Source organism: Kosakonia radicincitans DSM 16656 (genome assembly GCF_000280495.2).
In the GTDB taxonomy this organism is placed as follows: Bacteria; Pseudomonadota; Gammaproteobacteria; order Enterobacterales; family Enterobacteriaceae; genus Kosakonia; species Kosakonia radicincitans.
This window is the reverse complement of the sequence record NZ_CP018016.1, coordinates 981,991-997,128: the sequence shown is the minus strand read 5'-3', so window position 1 is coordinate 997,128 and position 15,138 is coordinate 981,991. Positions and strand designations below refer to the sequence as shown.

Annotated in this window: 17 protein-coding genes; 2 read left to right on the top strand and 15 right to left on the bottom strand. The window is 56.0% G+C overall.

Annotation, left to right across the window (positions count from 1 at the left end):
- Positions 1 to 99: 99 nt before the first annotated feature.
- From nlpD to cysG, 12 genes are all read right to left on the bottom strand, one after another.
- Positions 100 to 1,146: a murein hydrolase activator NlpD gene (nlpD, locus tag Y71_RS04965; protein WP_233218409.1), complete on the bottom strand. Its 1,047-nt coding sequence runs from the start codon at positions 1,144 to 1,146 to the stop codon at positions 100 to 102.
- Between the two features lie 176 nt (positions 1,147 to 1,322).
- Positions 1,323 to 1,949 carry a protein-L-isoaspartate(D-aspartate) O-methyltransferase gene (locus tag Y71_RS04960; RefSeq protein WP_007370391.1) on the bottom strand — a complete coding sequence of 209 codons (627 nt, stop codon included), beginning with the start codon at positions 1,947 to 1,949 and terminating at the stop codon, positions 1,323 to 1,325.
- Positions 1,943 to 2,704: a 5'/3'-nucleotidase SurE gene (gene surE / locus Y71_RS04955; protein WP_007370390.1), complete on the bottom strand. Its 762-nt coding sequence runs from the start codon at positions 2,702 to 2,704 to the stop codon at positions 1,943 to 1,945. The genes Y71_RS04960 and surE overlap by 7 nt, the downstream gene beginning before the upstream one ends.
- Entirely contained in the window at positions 2,685 to 3,734 is a 1,050-nt protein-coding gene (truD, locus tag Y71_RS04950) for a tRNA pseudouridine(13) synthase TruD (protein ID WP_007370389.1), read from the bottom strand. Before truD ends, surE begins: the two co-directional genes overlap by 20 nt.
- On the bottom strand, positions 3,731 to 4,210 hold the full coding sequence (ispF, locus tag Y71_RS04945) for a 2-C-methyl-D-erythritol 2,4-cyclodiphosphate synthase (protein WP_007370388.1): 480 nt from the start codon (positions 4,208 to 4,210) through the stop codon (positions 3,731 to 3,733). The genes truD and ispF overlap by 4 nt, the downstream gene beginning before the upstream one ends.
- Positions 4,210 to 4,920 carry a 2-C-methyl-D-erythritol 4-phosphate cytidylyltransferase gene (gene ispD, locus Y71_RS04940; protein WP_035887675.1) on the bottom strand — a complete coding sequence of 237 codons (711 nt, stop codon included), beginning with the start codon at positions 4,918 to 4,920 and terminating at the stop codon, positions 4,210 to 4,212. The genes ispF and ispD overlap by 1 nt, the downstream gene beginning before the upstream one ends.
- Before the next feature lie 19 nt (positions 4,921 to 4,939).
- A complete protein-coding gene (gene ftsB / locus Y71_RS04935; protein WP_007370386.1) occupies positions 4,940 to 5,278 on the bottom strand; it encodes a cell division protein FtsB in 339 nt (112 codons plus the stop codon).
- Between the two features lie 160 nt (positions 5,279 to 5,438).
- On the bottom strand, positions 5,439 to 5,765 hold the full coding sequence (locus Y71_RS04930) for a DUF3561 family protein (protein WP_035887671.1): 327 nt from the start codon (positions 5,763 to 5,765) through the stop codon (positions 5,439 to 5,441).
- A gap of 111 nt (positions 5,766 to 5,876) precedes the next feature.
- Entirely contained in the window at positions 5,877 to 6,482 is a 606-nt protein-coding gene (gene cysC / locus Y71_RS04925; protein WP_007370384.1) for an adenylyl-sulfate kinase, read from the bottom strand.
- On the bottom strand, positions 6,482 to 7,909 hold the full coding sequence (gene cysN / locus Y71_RS04920) for a sulfate adenylyltransferase subunit CysN (protein WP_007370383.1): 1,428 nt from the start codon (positions 7,907 to 7,909) through the stop codon (positions 6,482 to 6,484). Before cysN ends, cysC begins: the two co-directional genes overlap by 1 nt.
- Before the next feature lie 9 nt (positions 7,910 to 7,918).
- Entirely contained in the window at positions 7,919 to 8,827 is a 909-nt protein-coding gene (gene cysD, locus Y71_RS04915) for a sulfate adenylyltransferase subunit CysD (RefSeq protein WP_007370382.1), read from the bottom strand.
- Between the two features lie 9 nt (positions 8,828 to 8,836).
- Entirely contained in the window at positions 8,837 to 10,243 is a 1,407-nt protein-coding gene (cysG, locus tag Y71_RS04910; protein WP_167287364.1) for a siroheme synthase CysG, read from the bottom strand.
- A gap of 242 nt (positions 10,244 to 10,485) precedes the next feature.
- Here cysG and Y71_RS04905 point away from each other — a divergent pair, with 242 nt between their 5' ends.
- Both Y71_RS04905 and fucR read left to right on the top strand, forming a co-directional pair.
- Entirely contained in the window at positions 10,486 to 11,529 is a 1,044-nt protein-coding gene (locus Y71_RS04905; RefSeq protein ID WP_007370380.1) for an aminopeptidase, read from the top strand.
- 206 nt (positions 11,530 to 11,735) lie between these two features.
- The gene (fucR, locus tag Y71_RS04900; RefSeq protein ID WP_007370379.1) at positions 11,736 to 12,446 is read left to right on the top strand and encodes an L-fucose operon activator; all 711 of its coding nucleotides are present in this window, start codon (positions 11,736 to 11,738) and stop codon (positions 12,444 to 12,446) included.
- Between the two features lie 27 nt (positions 12,447 to 12,473).
- Here fucR and rlmM read toward each other — a convergent pair whose 3' ends face one another.
- From rlmM to gcvA, 3 genes are read right to left on the bottom strand one after another with little or no spacing between them, the layout of a single operon-like run.
- Positions 12,474 to 13,574, bottom strand: a complete 1,101-nt coding sequence (gene rlmM, locus Y71_RS04895) for a 23S rRNA (cytidine(2498)-2'-O)-methyltransferase RlmM (RefSeq protein ID WP_007370378.1) — start codon at positions 13,572 to 13,574, stop codon at positions 12,474 to 12,476.
- Complete coding sequence (locus Y71_RS04890; protein ID WP_007370377.1) at positions 13,567 to 13,962, bottom strand: DUF423 domain-containing protein; 396 nt, start codon at positions 13,960 to 13,962, stop codon at positions 13,567 to 13,569. Before Y71_RS04890 ends, rlmM begins: the two co-directional genes overlap by 8 nt.
- 39 nt (positions 13,963 to 14,001) lie before the next feature.
- Positions 14,002 to 14,916 carry a glycine cleavage system transcriptional regulator GcvA gene (gene gcvA / locus Y71_RS04885; RefSeq protein WP_007370376.1) on the bottom strand — a complete coding sequence of 305 codons (915 nt, stop codon included), beginning with the start codon at positions 14,914 to 14,916 and terminating at the stop codon, positions 14,002 to 14,004.
- Between the last annotated feature and the right edge of the window lie 222 nt (positions 14,917 to 15,138).

Below are 15,138 nucleotides of genomic sequence, written 5' to 3'. Positions count from 1 at the left end.
GGGCAACGCTCCTGAAAACGCCTCATTGCGCCCGTTGCAGCGGCATCTGCGCGCACTGCAACGGCTCAGATGGGGAGTCTTCAACAACCTTGCACCGATTTATCGCTGCGGCAAATAGCGCAGCGGGTTTACGGATTTCCCCTTGTAACGAATTTCAAAATGCAAGCGTGTAGAACTGGTTCCGGTGCTACCCATGGTAGCTATTTTTTGCCCCGCCTTAACTTCTTGTTGTTCCCGGACCAGCATTGTGTCGTTATGGGCGTAGGCACTCAGGTAATCATCGTTATGTTTTATGATGATCAGATTACCGTAACCGCGCAGCGCGTTACCGGCATATACAACGCGCCCATCTGCGGTCGCGACAATAGCCTGTCCTTTGCTGCCGGAGATATCGACGCCTTTATTGCCACCTTCGGTAGCAGAGAAGTTGTCGATAACTTTGCCCTCAGTCGGCCAGCGCCATGAAGCAATAGGCGCGCTGGTAGATGTACTGCTGGCAGTCGGTTCGGTTGAGCTTACAGAAGGTGCCGTAACAGGCGCTGTGATGGTTGTCGCAGGCTTGTTGTTTGGCAACATTTTGTTAGCACTTTGTTCACCTGAATCCTCAGAATACGTAATTGTCGGTTTCGAAGCAACCACTACGCTGGAATTTTGTGCAGGTTTTGAGACTATTCCTTGTGCTGAATCATCAGCCCGAGTAATGGCATTTCCACCCGTAATTGGTGTGCCGGATGCATTACCCACTTGCAACGTTTGCCCGACTTCAAGGTTATAAGGCGCGGCGACATTATTACGCTGCGCCAGATCACGGAAATCGTTCCCGGTAATCCACGCAATATAAAATAGTGTATCGCCACGCTTCACCGTATAGGTACTACCGCCGGTATAGCTGCCTTTGGGAATATTGCCGTACTGGCGGTTATAGACGATGCGCCCGTTAACAGTTTCAACAGGCGTCTGCGCCACCGGCTGAATCTGCGTTGGCTGCGCGGGCTGAATTTTCTGCTGCGATGATGTGCCTAGTTTTGGCGGCGGCGTGATCAACATTCCGGAGCTGCCGGAACTGGAATTTGAACTGGCGTTGCCGCCAACAGAACTGACCGGGGCTGGAGCATTAGTGGAATTTGAACACCCTGCCAGCCACAGCGAAACCAGTGACAATGCCGCAATACGGCTTACGGTGAATTTCGGGCTTCCCGCGCTCATTTATCCCCCAACAATATTTAGATAACCAATGACTTAAAGATAACCGCGACGCCTGGCGGCAAATGTGCCTACCATACGCTGTTACGGCCTGAAAATCCCAGGGAAAACTCTGTAACTCAGGCCAGTTCGCCTCTTATCAGCGGAACAAAGCGCACCGCTTCCACAGTATCAATAATAAATTCGCTTCCCCGCCGACGAACGCGCTTCAGCTGCTGCATTTCGTCGCCTACGGGTAAAACAAGAAGGCCGCCATCGTCCAGTTGCGACATCAATGCGGCAGGGATCTCCGGCGGTGCGGCGGTCACAATAATGGCGTCAAACGGAGCGCGGGCCTGCCACCCCTGCCAGCCATCACCGTGACGAGTAGAAACATTGTGTAGATCGAGCTGTTTCAGGCGGCGGCGCGCCTGCCATTGCAGGCTTTTAATGCGTTCAACAGAACAGACATGGTGTACCAGACGCGCCAGAATCGCCGTTTGATAGCCGGAGCCGGTGCCGATTTCCAGCACCCGCGAGGCAGGTGTCAGATCCAGCAGCTCGGTCATTCGCGCCACCATATACGGCTGCGAAATGGTTTGCCCCTGACCAATAGGTAACGCGACGTTATCCCACGCTTTGTGTTCAAACGCCTCATCGATAAATTTCTCGCGCGGCACTTGCGATAACGCCTCAAGCACCCGCTCATTTTTAATGCCCTGCGCGCGTAATTGATTGAGAAGATCCTGTACGCGTTTACTCACCATTGCGAATTCACCCCGACACGATCCAGCCAGCCCGACACCACATCATGCGCGCTGTATGCTGTTAAATCTACATGCAACGGCGTGACAGAGACGTAGCCTTCATCCACGGCTGCAAAATCCGTATCCGGCCCGGCATCGCATTTTTCCCCGGGCGGACCAATCCAGTACAGTGTGTTGCCGCGAGGATCCTGCTGCGGAATAACCTGATCGGCCGGGTGACGGCTACCGCAACGGGTAACGCGAATACCCTTGATCTGATCGAGCGGCAGATCCGGCACGTTGATATTGAGGATCCGCCCGGTACGCAGCGGCTCGCGGCTGAGCGCACGCAGAAGAGAGCAGGTGATGGCGGCAGCCGTTTCATAATGGGTATGCCCGTTGAGCGAGACGGCCAGCGCCGGAAAACCGAGATGACGCCCTTCCATCGCAGCGGCAACGGTGCCAGAGTAGATCACATCGTCGCCGAGATTCGGCCCGGCATTAATGCCGGAAACCACCACATCCGGGCGCGGACGCATCAGCGCGTTCACCCCAAGGAAAACGCAGTCGGTCGGCGTGCCCATCTGTACAGCGATATCACCGTTTTCAAAGGTAAAAGTACGGAGCGAAGATTCGAGCGTCAGTGAATTAGACGCACCGCTGCGGTTACGATCGGGCGCGACCACCTGAACATCGGCAAACTCGCGCAGCGCTTTTGCCAGCGTCTGGATTCCCGGCGCGTGGATCCCGTCATCGTTACTCAGCAATATTCGCATAATCACCCGATGTGTTAATAAGTTCCCTGACCACGCTGGTGGCAAAACTTCCCGCCGGGAGCCAGAAACGTAACTCGACGGTGACATCATCCCACCAGTTCCAGCAAAGCTTCTGCGGATAGAGCAGCATTGCGCGGCGCGCAGCTTCTACTTTTTCCCGCACCAGCAACGCCTGTAACTCCGGCGCATCGGCAACCGCCTGTTGCTCAAACGCCAGCGCTGCGCGCTGCGCGCCCCAATCGCCGCTACCCGGCAGCGCGGCGGTAATCATTAAGGTTTTCGCATCGACGCGCGCCTGCAATTCCGCGCGCTCTTCCTCGCTGGCGACAAACCAGCTACCACGCCCCGCTAATTGTAGCGCATCGCCGTCAACAACTTGATTAAAGTCTGTTTTTTTCAATCGTTCGTTGACGATTTGATTAAACAACGCGCTGCGCGCCGCCGACAGCCAGAAGCTGCGTTTATTACGATCGCGAACCGGCGCAGCGCTTTGCGCCCAGCGCAACGCGCCCTGCAAATTGCTGCCGCCAATACCAAAACGCTGCGCACCGAAATAATTCGGCACACCTTTTTCACTGATGGTCTGCAAACGGGCTTCCACATCCGCCCGATCGCTCACTTCACGCAGCACCAGCGTAAATGCGTTGCCCTGCAATGCACCCAGCCGCAGCTTGCGCTTATGGCGGGCATACTCCAGCACTTTACAGCCTTCAAGCTCAAACGTGCTGAGATCCGGCATCGTATTGCCAGGCACGCGGGCGCAGAGCCATTGCTCGGTCACCGCATGTTTATCTTTTTGCCCGGCGAAGCTCACTTCGCGTGCATGAATTTTTAGGAATTTTGCCAGCGCATCTGCCACAAAACGGGTGTTGCAGCCACTTTTCAGAATACGCACCAGAATATGTTCGCCTTCGCCATCCGGTTCAAAGCCGAGATCTTCCACAACGACGAAATCTTCCGGGTTGGCTTTGAGGATCCCGCTACCTGCTGGTTTGCCATGCAGCCAGGTCAGGTTTTCGAATTCTGTCATTTTGCCGCCTTCACCAGCAGCGCTACCGCTTCACAGGCAATGCCTTCGCCACGCCCGGTAAAACCAAGTTTCTCGGTGGTGGTGGCTTTGACGTTGACATCATCCATATGGCAGCCGAGATCTTCGGCGATGAAGACGCGCATCTGCGGAATGTGCGGCAGCATTTTCGGCGCCTGGGCAATGATGGTCACATCAACGTTACTCAGCGTATAGCCCTTCGCCTGAATGCGTCGCCAGGCCTCGCGCAGCAGCGCGCGGCTATCGGCGCCTTTAAATGCCGGATCGGTATCCGGGAACAGTTTGCCGATGTCGCCCAGCGCCGCCGCGCCCAGCAGAGCATCTGTCAGCGCATGCAGTGCCACATCGCCATCAGAGTGCGCCAGCAGCCCTTTCTCGTAAGGAATGCGTACGCCGCCGATAATAATCGGGCCTTCACCGCCAAAGGCGTGTACGTCAAAACCGTGTCCAATGCGCATTATGCTTTCTCCTGAAGGTCAGAAAGGGTCAGATAGAATTCTGCCAGCCGTAAATCTTCCGGTCGGGTCACTTTAATATTATCCGCGCGTCCGGCAACCAACTCCGGGTGGAATCCGCAATACTCCAGCGCCGACGCTTCGTCGGTGATCGTCGCGCCTTCATTCAGCGCGCGGGTCAGGCAATCGTGCAGCAGTTGCAGCGGGAAAAATTGCGGCGTTAGCGCATGCCATAAATCATTACGCTCGACGGTATGGGCAATCGCTGTTTTTCCCGGCTCCGCGCGTTTCATGGTGTCGCGCACCGGCGCGGCAAGAATACCGCCGACGCGGCTGGTTTCGCTGAGCTGTAACAGCCGGTTTAAATCATCCTGATGCAGACAAGGACGCGCGGCATCATGCACCAGCACCCACTGTGCGTCGCCAGCGGCTTTTAAGCCCGCCAGCACCGAATCAGCGCGTTCTGCGCCGCCGTTCACCACGGTAATCTGCGGATGTTGCGCCAGCGGCAGACGGGCAAAGCGCTCGTCGCCTGGACTGACGGCAATAATCACCCGGCTGACGCGCGGGTGGGCAAGCAGCGCGTCTACGGCGTGCTCAAGAATGGTTTTTTGGCCAATGGAGAGATACTGCTTAGGACATTCCGTTTGCATGCGGCGGCCGAATCCGGCGGCCGGCACCACGGCACAGACGTCCGGAATTAGTGCTGACATGTCGTAAACCCGGGACTGTTTATCGATTATTTTGTGTGTTTTGATTCTGATTCTGGTTTTGCGCTGACCCCGGCGTACGCTTTGACGAGTCCGGCACCAGACGATAAAACGTTTCGCCCGGCTTAGTCATGGTTAATTCATTGCGTGCGCGTTCCTCAATCGCTTCCTGACCGCCATTGAGGTCGTCAATTTCGGCGAAAAGCTGATCGTTACGCGATTTTAATTTGGCGTTCGTCGCCTGCTGTGTCGCCACATCTTCGCTGACGCGGCCGTAGTCATGCAGACCATTCTTGCCAAACCACAGCGAGTACTGTAGCCAGACCAGTAAAGCCAGCAATAGCAGCGTTAGTTTACCCATCCTGCCCCCTGAAAAACGGCACCATCATCCCATAACTTTTCGTCAGACTCCACTCCGGGGCCGGGCGATGCCGCGCAAGCGCCAGACTTTATCATAAATGTCTTCCGAACCGTAGCCGGACACATTGCCTTAATGAGGGTTACGCTTTGACGTAAGGCCGCTAGCCCAGCAACCACATAAACAGCACGCCAAACATGGCGGCGACCGTCAACAGCGTCGCCACGCTGCTGTAAAGCAACCGGCCACCGAGCAGCGAATGCAATGCAATGCCGACCACCACGGAGACGGGCATCAGCGCGAGGAAAAACGGCCAGGTATAGAGAAAGAAAAATAGCGTGTTGGAACCGTAAATCATAAACGGGATCGCCAGCGCCAGCAGCCATGCAACGAACCCCACCACGGCCCCGGGAAAAGACCATGTGGTTTCGTCGGGGGTCGCAGGGAGTGATGGCGACCGTGTGAGGGTGATGTTCTGACTGTTACGCATATCGGATCCTGTTGCCTGTACGACCGGTAAACAGGAGATACGCGCGCCAATTCAGGAAGCGTAATCTCAACGCCGTAATGCCTGAAGAAGGCGCGTATCGCCAGTACCGTCTCAGGATCTGATAATATCGCTCTCCCGGAGGAGGTCTAATAATTGGCTGACCAAATTTGTTACCAATTGTTCACCTTGCAGGTGAACTTCCGGCGATTTGGGCGCTTCGTAAACCGAATCAATCCCGGTGAAATTACGCAGTTCACCGGCGCGCGCTTTCTTGTACAACCCTTTAGGATCGCGCGCTTCACAAATCGCCAGCGGCGTATCGACAAACACTTCGATAAAACGCCCTTCCCCAAGGCGTTCACGCACCATCTGGCGCTCAGCGCGGTGCGGCGAAATAAATGCCGTCAGCACCACCAGCCCGGATTCCACCATCAGTTTGGCTACTTCGCCGACGCGGCGGATATTCTCTTTGCGATCGTCATCACTAAAGCCGAGATCGCTGCACAAACCGTGGCGCACATTGTCGCCATCCAGCAGATAAGTACTGACACCTGCCTTATGCAGCGCCTCTTCCAGCGCGCCAGCGACCGTCGATTTGCCGGAGCCGGAGAGCCCGGTAAACCACAGCACAACCCCACGGTGACCGTGGAGTTGTTCGCGCTGCTCAGGCGTTACCGGATGGGCATGCCAGACGACATTTTCGTCATGCAGAGCCATTATTTGCCTCCCAGCAGATCGCGCGCGCCCCAGTGCGGGAAGTGCTTACGGATAAGCTGGTTCAGCTCCAGTTCAAACGCGCTGAACTCCGAGGCGCTGGTCGTCTGTTCAATATGAACATCACGCACCATACCCGCGCCCACGGTCACGTTGCTCAGCCGATCGATAAAGATAATGCCGCCGGTGACCGGGTTTTGCTGATACGCGTCCAGCGTCAGCGGTTCATCAAAGGTCAAATCAACCAGACCAATGCCGTTCAGCGGCAGGCTCTCGACCTGGCGCTGCGTCAGATTGTTGATGTCCACCTGATACTGAATGGCATCGACGCGTGCGCGCGTCTTTTTGCCCGCCACTTTGATGTCAAAGCTCTGGCCCGGTTGCAACGGCTGTTCCGCCATCCACACCACGTCAAGCGACGCGCGCTGCACGGCTGGCAGGGTTTCCTGCGCATCAAGAATCAGGTCGCCGCGGCTGATGTCGATCTCATCTTTCAGCACCAGCGTAATGGCTTCGCCCGCTCCCGCTTCCTGTAAATCGCCATCAAACGTGACGATGCGGGTAATGGTCGATTCCACGCCTGATGGCAGCACTTTAATGCGTTGACCCACGCTCACCACGCCGGACGCCAGCGTACCGGAGAAACCACGGAAGTCGAGGTTCGGGCGGTTAACATACTGCACCGGGAAACGCATCGGCTGGGTATCGACTACGCGCTGGATCTCGACGATTTCCAGCACTTCCAGCAGCGTCGGGCCGCTGTACCACGGCATTTTTTCGCTCTGGCTGGCAACGTTATCGCCTTCCAGCGCCGACAGCGGCACGAAACGGATATCCAGGTTGCCCGGCAGTTGTTCAGCAAAGGTCAGGTAGTCCTGGCGGATGTTTTCGAAGATCTCTTCGCTAAATTCCACCAGATCCATTTTATTCACCGCCACCACCAGGTGCTTGATACCCAGCAGCGTGGAGATAAAGCTGTGGCGACGGGTTTGATCCAGCACGCCTTTACGCGCATCGATCAACAAAATCGCCAGATCGCAGGTGGACGCGCCGGTGGCCATATTGCGGGTGTACTGCTCGTGCCCTGGCGTATCGGCGATGATAAATTTGCGCTTCTCCGTGGAGAAATAGCGATAGGCCACATCAATGGTAATGCCCTGCTCACGCTCCGCTTGCAGGCCGTCCACCAGCAGCGCAAGGTCGAGTTTTTCGCCCTGCGTGCCGTGGCGTTTACTGTCGTTATGCAGCGTAGAGAGCTGATCTTCATAGATCTGGCGGGTATCGTGCAGCAGACGGCCGATCAGGGTGCTTTTCCCGTCATCGACGCTGCCGCAGGTCAGAAAGCGCAGCAGGCTTTTGTGCTGCTGAGCGTGCAGATACGCTTCAACGCCGCCTTCGTTGGCAATTTGTTGGGCAATAGTGGTATTCATGGCGGCTCCTTAGAAGTATCCCTGACGTTTTTTCAGCTCCATCGAGCCGGCCTGGTCGCGGTCAATCACGCGGCCCTGACGTTCACTGGTGGTGGAAACCAGCATCTCTTCAATGATCTCCGGCAGCGTCTGCGCGGAAGATTCCACCGCGCCGGTCAGCGGCCAGCAGCCGAGCGTACGGAAACGCACCATCCGCTGCTCGATCACTTCGCCAGGTTGCAGATCGATACGGTCGTCATCGATCATCATCAGCATACCGTCGCGCTCCAGTACCGGGCGCTCTGCCGCCAGGTACAGCGGAACGATTTCAATATTTTCCAGGAAGATGTACTGCCAGATATCCAGCTCGGTCCAGTTCGAGAGCGGGAAAACGCGAATGCTTTCACCCTTGTTGATCTGGCCGTTGTAGTTGTGCCACAGCTCCGGACGCTGGTTCTTCGGATCCCAGCGGTGGAAACGGTCGCGGAAAGAGTAAATACGCTCTTTGGCGCGTGATTTCTCTTCGTCGCGGCGCGCGCCGCCGAAAGCCGCGTCAAAACCGTATTTGTTCAGAGCCTGCTTCAGCCCTTCGGTTTTCATAATGTCGGTATGTTTCGCGCTGCCGTGCACGAACGGGTTAATCCCCATCGCCACCCCTTCCGGGTTTTTGTGCACCAGCAGTTCGCAGCCATATGCTTTGGCGGTACGGTCGCGGAATTCATACATCTCACGGAATTTCCAGCCGGTATCGACGTGCAGCAGCGGAAACGGCAGCGTGCCCGGATAGAAGGCTTTACGCGCCAGATGCAACATCACGCTGGAATCTTTGCCGATGGAGTACATCATCACCGGGTTGGAAAATTCGGCGGCCACTTCGCGGATGATATGGATGCTTTCCGCCTCCAGTTGTCGCAGGTGAGTGAGTCGTTTTTGATCCATAACCATTCCTTAAGCCAGTTTAATCACGGAGGCGTCAAAGGCGTCCGTTGCTGTCGTATGCCGGAACCAGGCGAGCTCGCGATGAAGCTGCACCACTTCGCCCACCACCAGCAGGGCGGGCATCGGCGCAGCATGCGCCAGTTCCTCGAGTTGTTCTAGTGTGCCGGTAGTAACCTGTTGCTCCGCGCGCGTACCGCGAGAGATCACCGCCACCGGCGTGGTTTTATCGCGCCCGTGAGCAATCAGTTGTTCGCTGATCTCTGCCGCTTTCATGGTGCCCATATAAATCGCCAGCGTCTGTCGGCTTTGCGCCAGTTGCGCCCAGTCGAACGGTACGCTGTCGGCTTTATAGTGGCCGGTGACAAATGTTACCGACTGGGCAAAATCCCGGTGCGTCAGGGGAATGCCTGCATAAGCCGTCGCGCCGGAGGCCGCCGTGACGCCCGGCACCACCTGAAAAGGAATGCCGGCTTCTGCCGCCGCCTGTAACTCTTCACCGCCGCGGCCAAAAATAAACGGGTCGCCGCCTTTCAGCCGCACCACCGTTTTACCTTCGCGCGCCGCATCCACCAGCATGCGGTTGGTCTCATGCTGCGCCACCGAATGGGAACCGGCGCGTTTACCGACGCAGATTTTCTCTGCATCGCGGCGGGTCAGCTCCAGCACTTCATCGCTGACCAGATGATCGTAAAACACCACGTCGGCCTGCTGGATCACCTGCAAACCGCGCAACGTCAGCAGCCCCGCGTCGCCCGGCCCGGCACCAACCAGGATAATTTCTCCGCTACCCGAACCCGGCTGTTTCAGTTCGGCTTCGAGCGCTTTTTCGGCGGCGGGTTCATCTCCGGCAGCCATCAGGCTGGCAAAACGCCCGCGAAAAGCGCTTTCCCAGAAGCGGCGACGTTCATCCGTGGTGCGGCGAAAGGCTTTAATCCGCGAACGCCAGCGCCCGGCCACTTCCGCCATACGGCCCAGATTGCCCGGCAGCAGCGCTTCTATCTTTTCACGCAGCAGACGCGCCAGCACCGGCGCGGTTCCGCCAGAGGAAATCGCCACCAGCAGCGGCGAGCGATCAACAATCGACGGGAAAATAAAGGAACACAGCGGCTGGTTATCCACGACGTTGACCAGCTTGTGACGCGCATTTGCTGCCGCAAAGACGCGCTGATTCAGCGCCGTGTCATCGGTTGCCGCAATCACCAGGAAAACGGCATCCAGCTGTGCTTCGTCAAATTCGGTCGCCAGCCAGTGAATCGCCTGGCTGTCGGCAAGCTGTTGCAGTTGCGGTTCCAGCCGTTGCGCGACAACCTGCACGCGTGCGCCAGCGCGACGCAAAAAGGTGATCTTGCGCGCGGCGATTTCGCCGCCGCCAATCACCAGTACGGGGCGGTCTTTTACTTCAGCAAATAATGGCAGGTAATCCACAAAGCAACTCACTTACAGCCAGCAATAGTGCGACTATAGGGGGCGGTTCCGGGCGAATGAAATTACGAATTGGAATGAGTAGTTCCGCAAAGGAATAACGCAGTGGCAATACAAATATCAAAAAGTGCTTAAGGCGAGCATTTTCGGCAGGTTAAGAACAAATGAAATTGTGTAAACCTGGTCACAGTTTCATACTAAGCGCGTCAAAAAAATTGCTGCATAAAGGACTCTCTATGTTTTCCGCATTGCGCCTCCGTACCGCTGCCCTGGCGCTCGGCGTATGCTTTATCCTTCCGGCTCATGCCCGTACGTCCCAACCCGGTGAATTTGCCAACGAGCAGGCTCGCCACATTGCCACCCTCTTTCCTGGACGCATGACCGGCACACCGGCTGAAATGCTCTCCGCAGACTATTTGCAGCAGCAGTTTGAACAGATGGGATACCAGAGCGATATCCGCAAGTTCAAAACCCGCTACCGCTACACCACCAAAGATAACCGGCAGAACTGGCAAAATGTCACCGGCAGTACGGTGATCGCCGCCCATGAAGGCACGCTGCCGCAGCAGATCATGATTATGGCGCATCTTGATACGTATGCGCCGCATAGCGATGCCGATGTCGATAACAATCTGGGCGGCCTGACGCTTCAGGGCCTGGATGACAACGCGGCCGCGCTGGGCGTGATGCTGGAACTGGCGCAGGTGCTGAAATCCGTGCCAACGCAGTACAGCATCCGCTTTGTCGCCACCAGCGGTGAGGAAGAGGGCCATCTTGGCGCGGCAAACGTGCTCGCGCGGATGAGCGAGCAAGAGAAGAAAAATACCCTGCTGGTGATCAACCTTAATAACCTGATTGTCGGCGACAAGCTCTACTTTAATAGTGGCAAAAATACGCCAGCATCGGTCCGTAAACTGACGCGGGATCGTGCGCTGGCTATCGCCCGCGCCCACGGTATCAGCGCGATGATAAATCCCGGCCTTAACCCTGATTACCCGAAAGGCACCAGTTGCTGCAACGATGCCGAGGTGTTTGATAAAGCGGGGATCCCGGTTCTGTCGGTGGAAGCCACCAACTGGTCGCTCGGCAAGAAAGACGGCATGCAACAGCGGGCGAAATCAAAAAGTTTCCCTGATGGCATCAGCTACCACAACGCGCGCATCGATAACCAGCAGTTTCTCGATCAAGCCCTGCCCGGCCGTATTGCGCACCGTAGCCGCGACGTGATGCGGATTATGTTGCCGTTAACCAAAGAGCTGGCCAAAGCCAGTAACCCGTAAGCGCTCAGGCGTCCTGAAATCAGGGCGCCTTTTCTTCTGTGGCAACATCTCACCCGTTTCTTTCGCAAAAAACCTTTGCGATCGGTATCACAGGAGAGCGCGCGAAGTAACGGAATGTTCTTTTAAAGAAAGGGGTAACGCCGTAATCTTTTTGCCCGTAGCGCCCGCATGATGCAGGCCTTCATCGGATGACGGAAGAAGAGCAAATGAAAGCGGCACGCCAACAAACCATCATCGATCTGTTGAGGCATCACCAGAGCCTGACAACCGAAGCATTGTCAGTGCAGCTCAACGTCAGCAAAGAGACGATTCGCCGCGATCTCAGTGAATTGCAGGCGCAGGGAAAAGTGCTGCGCAATCACGGGCGCGCCAGGACGCTCCACCAGGCAAATCAGGACAGCGGCGATCCCTTTCATATCCGCCTGAAAAGCCATTATGCCCACAAGGCGGATATCGCCCGCAAAGCGCTTGGCTGGATAGAAGAAGGCATGGTGATCGCGCTGGACGCCAGCTCCACCTGCTGGTATCTCGCTCGCCAGTTGCCGGACTGCAATCTCCATGTCTTTACCAACAGCCACCCAATTTGCCAGGAGCTGGCCAAGCGTGAACATCTGCAACTGATCAGTTCCGGCGGCACGCTGGAGCGCAAATATGGCTGCTACGTCAATCCGTCGCTCATCTCCCAGCTCAAATCGCTCGATATCGACCTGTTTATTTTTTCCTGCGAAGGGATCGACAGCAGCGGCGCGCTCTGGGATTCAAACACCTACAATGCCGGGTTCAAATCCATTCTGCTGAAACGCACGGCGCAGTCGTTACTGCTGATCGATAAGAGTAAATTCAACCGTTCGGGAGAGGCGCGGATTGGGCACCTGGATGATGTGACGCATATTGTCTCTGACAGCGAACTCGCCTGAGCCGGACATTGCCCGGCTCAGTTGGTTTTAACGCTCGTCGCGACGACCGCCGACGGCCGCCCACATACGACGTACATGTACCGTGACTTCTTCGCGATCGTGGTACAACTGGCGCGCCTGAATTTGCGCCGCGATATTATGTTCATCCAGTTGCTGCTGGATAAAGGCGAGGTTATTTGACACCTCTTCATAGCGCTTTTTCATCGGCAGCTTCAGGTTGAAAATGGTTTCGCGGCACCAGCCCTGCACCAGCCATTGCGCCATCAGCGCGGCGACTTTCGCCGGTTTCTCCACCATATCGCACACCATCCATGAGATGTTATTGCGGTTCGGCCGGTAACGGAAACCATCTTCCCGCAGCCAGGTGACCTGCCCGGTATCCATCAGGCTTTGCGCCATCGGGCCGTTATCCACAGAAGACACCCACATATTGCGTTTCACCAGTTGATAGGTCCAGCCGCCCGGACAGGCGCCGAGATCTACCGCGTACATGCCGTTGGCCAGGCGCTCATCCCACTCGTCCGCCGGAATAAAGACGTGGAACGCCTCTTCCAGTTTGAGGGTTGAACGGCTCGGCGCATCCGACGGGAACTTCAGGCGCGGGATGCCCATATAGAACGGCGAATTGTTATACGAATACGAATAACCGGTATAACAGCAGCCAGGAGCAATAAAGAAGATATGCACCACCGGACGTTTCGGCGAATCATTGCGGGCCAGCACACCCGCTTCACGCAGCGCGCCGCGCAGCGGCACGGTGAACTTGCGGCAGAACTTCATTAGCTCTTTGCTTTCGTTGGTATCGGCCACCTCGACGCGCAAATCCCCGGCTTTCTCCACCACGCCCTGCAACATACCGACGATCGGCGTAATACGATCTTCTGGCGGCAGATCGCGCAGCAGTTCGCCCACGACAAACATCTGACGGGCGAAAATCAGCGAACTGAACGGCAGCTCGCGCGCCACTTTGTCCGCGTCGTTTTCCTGATAGCACTCGAACACGACATAGCCCGAATTCTCTTTCACCCGGGCAAAACCGAACACCTCAAGGCGGCCAGCTTTATCGGTAATTTCGGCTGCGCACTCTTTCTCAAAACCCGGGCGGCACAGCAATACCACTTTATTCATGAACAACGCCCCTACGTTTCAGACGAATTGCGCCAATCAACATCAATGCCCAGCCGATTAAGAAACAAACCCCACCGACTGGCGTAACAAACGCCCACAAGCGTAAATGCGAAAGTGCCAGGCAATAGAGGCTGCCGCTAAACAGCACGGTGCCCAGCGCAAGAAAAACACTACTCCAGTAAAACCAGATGCTGATGCGACGCTGCATCGCCACCGCCAGGCCCAGCACGGCCAGCGTGTGGAATGCCTGATATTCGAGGCCGGTCTGGATCCAGCTCATCTCCGGCACACCCAAAGTTTTACGTAAAACATGCGCGCCGAATGCGCCGAGCGCGACAAATACAAAACCGCTCACCGCGGCGAAAATCAACATAAAACGGCTGGTCATGTGAGTACCCTAAAAAGTCATACGCGCCACGCGCGCGCATTAATGTTCATAACGGAAACGGAATTTTTCCTGTTCGCTTGCCGCTTTGGCCAGGATCCACTGACGAAAGGCGGCTATTTTACCCAGTTCTGCCTGACTGTCATGACAAACCAGATAAAACGCATTCTTACTGACCAGAACATCATTAAACGGGCAGACCAGGCGACCTGCCTCGATTTCGGACTGTGCCATTACATTGTTGGCCAGTGCGATCCCCTGTCCGTGGATGGCCGCCTGAAGCACCATAGAGCTGTGGCTGAAGATGGGTCCCTGCTGAACGTTGAGGTTAAGACCTAATTGCCGCGTATAAGTTTGCCAGTCGCGACGCGATGCGTCGTGCAATAAAGTGTGGTGCGCTAAATCTTCCGGCGTTTTCAGCGCTTTATCGCCCGTCAGCAACAGCGGCGAACAGACCGGCAGCAAATATTCGGCGTACAATTTTTCGACGCGCATTCCCGGCCAGTTACCGCGCCCGTAAAAAATCGCCACGTCGACATCGTCCGCCAGTTTATCTTCCTGACGGTCAACGGCCTGGATACGAACGTCAATTCCCGGATAAGTTGAGTTAAAGTCGGAGAGCCTTGGCACCATCCACTGGATGGCAAAACTGGGGAGCAAACTGACGGTTAGCGCGCCTTTTGCACTGCGCGCCTGCAACTTACGGGTGGCTTCCGTCAGTTGGGAAAATATTTCTTTAATATCCTGAAAATAGCTCTGCCCCTCTTCGGTCAGCAGCAGTGAACGGTTGCGTCGGCGAAAGAGTTTGAGCCCGAGGAAATCCTCAAGAGACTTGATTTGGTGGCTTACTGCGGCCTGCGTCACAAAAAGCTCATCAGCTGCGCGCGTGAAACTTAAATGGCGTGCGGCAGCATCAAAAACGCGTAATGCATTCAGTGGTGGTAATCGCTTGGACATGGTTTTCAGGCTTAGATGTAAAGGCAATTTAACGAACAGGAAACAGTGATTAACCTATTAGTTTTTTTTATCTGAGCCATTATAAATTGTCCGTTGAGCTTCTACCAGCAAATACCTATAGTGGCGGCACTTCCTGAGCCGGAACGAAGAGCTTTTTTCGGAATGCGTGTTCTGAAGGGCTTTTGGCTTACGGTTGTGATGTTGTGTTGTTGTGTTTGCAAT

What these genes read in the sequence shown, in the direction of transcription:
- Y71_RS04930 (WP_035887671.1), bottom strand. Translation starts at nt 5,765, where the DNA reads ATGCGTAACAGTCAGAACATCACCCTCACACGGTCGCCATCACTCCCT.
- gcvA (WP_007370376.1), bottom strand. Translation starts at nt 14,916, where the DNA reads ATGTCCAAGCGATTACCACCACTGAATGCATTACGCGTTTTTGATGCT.
- ispD (WP_035887675.1), bottom strand. Translation starts at nt 4,920, where the DNA reads ATGTCAGCACTAATTCCGGACGTCTGTGCCGTGGTGCCGGCCGCCGGA.
- ftsB (WP_007370386.1), bottom strand. Translation starts at nt 5,278, where the DNA reads ATGGGTAAACTAACGCTGCTATTGCTGGCTTTACTGGTCTGGCTACAG.
- truD (WP_007370389.1), bottom strand. Translation starts at nt 3,734, where the DNA reads ATGACAGAATTCGAAAACCTGACCTGGCTGCATGGCAAACCAGCAGGT.
- cysN (WP_007370383.1), bottom strand. Translation starts at nt 7,909, where the DNA reads ATGAATACCACTATTGCCCAACAAATTGCCAACGAAGGCGGCGTTGAA.
- rlmM (WP_007370378.1), bottom strand. Translation starts at nt 13,574, where the DNA reads ATGAATAAAGTGGTATTGCTGTGCCGCCCGGGTTTTGAGAAAGAGTGC.
- Y71_RS04905 (WP_007370380.1), top strand. Translation starts at nt 10,486, where the DNA reads ATGTTTTCCGCATTGCGCCTCCGTACCGCTGCCCTGGCGCTCGGCGTA.
- ispF (WP_007370388.1), bottom strand. Translation starts at nt 4,210, where the DNA reads ATGCGCATTGGACACGGTTTTGACGTACACGCCTTTGGCGGTGAAGGC.
- cysC (WP_007370384.1), bottom strand. Translation starts at nt 6,482, where the DNA reads ATGGCTCTGCATGACGAAAATGTCGTCTGGCATGCCCATCCGGTAACG.
- Y71_RS04960 (WP_007370391.1), bottom strand. Translation starts at nt 1,949, where the DNA reads ATGGTGAGTAAACGCGTACAGGATCTTCTCAATCAATTACGCGCGCAG.
- cysD (WP_007370382.1), bottom strand. Translation starts at nt 8,827, where the DNA reads ATGGATCAAAAACGACTCACTCACCTGCGACAACTGGAGGCGGAAAGC.
- fucR (WP_007370379.1), top strand. Translation starts at nt 11,736, where the DNA reads ATGAAAGCGGCACGCCAACAAACCATCATCGATCTGTTGAGGCATCAC.
- Y71_RS04890 (WP_007370377.1), bottom strand. Translation starts at nt 13,962, where the DNA reads ATGACCAGCCGTTTTATGTTGATTTTCGCCGCGGTGAGCGGTTTTGTA.
- surE (WP_007370390.1), bottom strand. Translation starts at nt 2,704, where the DNA reads ATGCGAATATTGCTGAGTAACGATGACGGGATCCACGCGCCGGGAATC.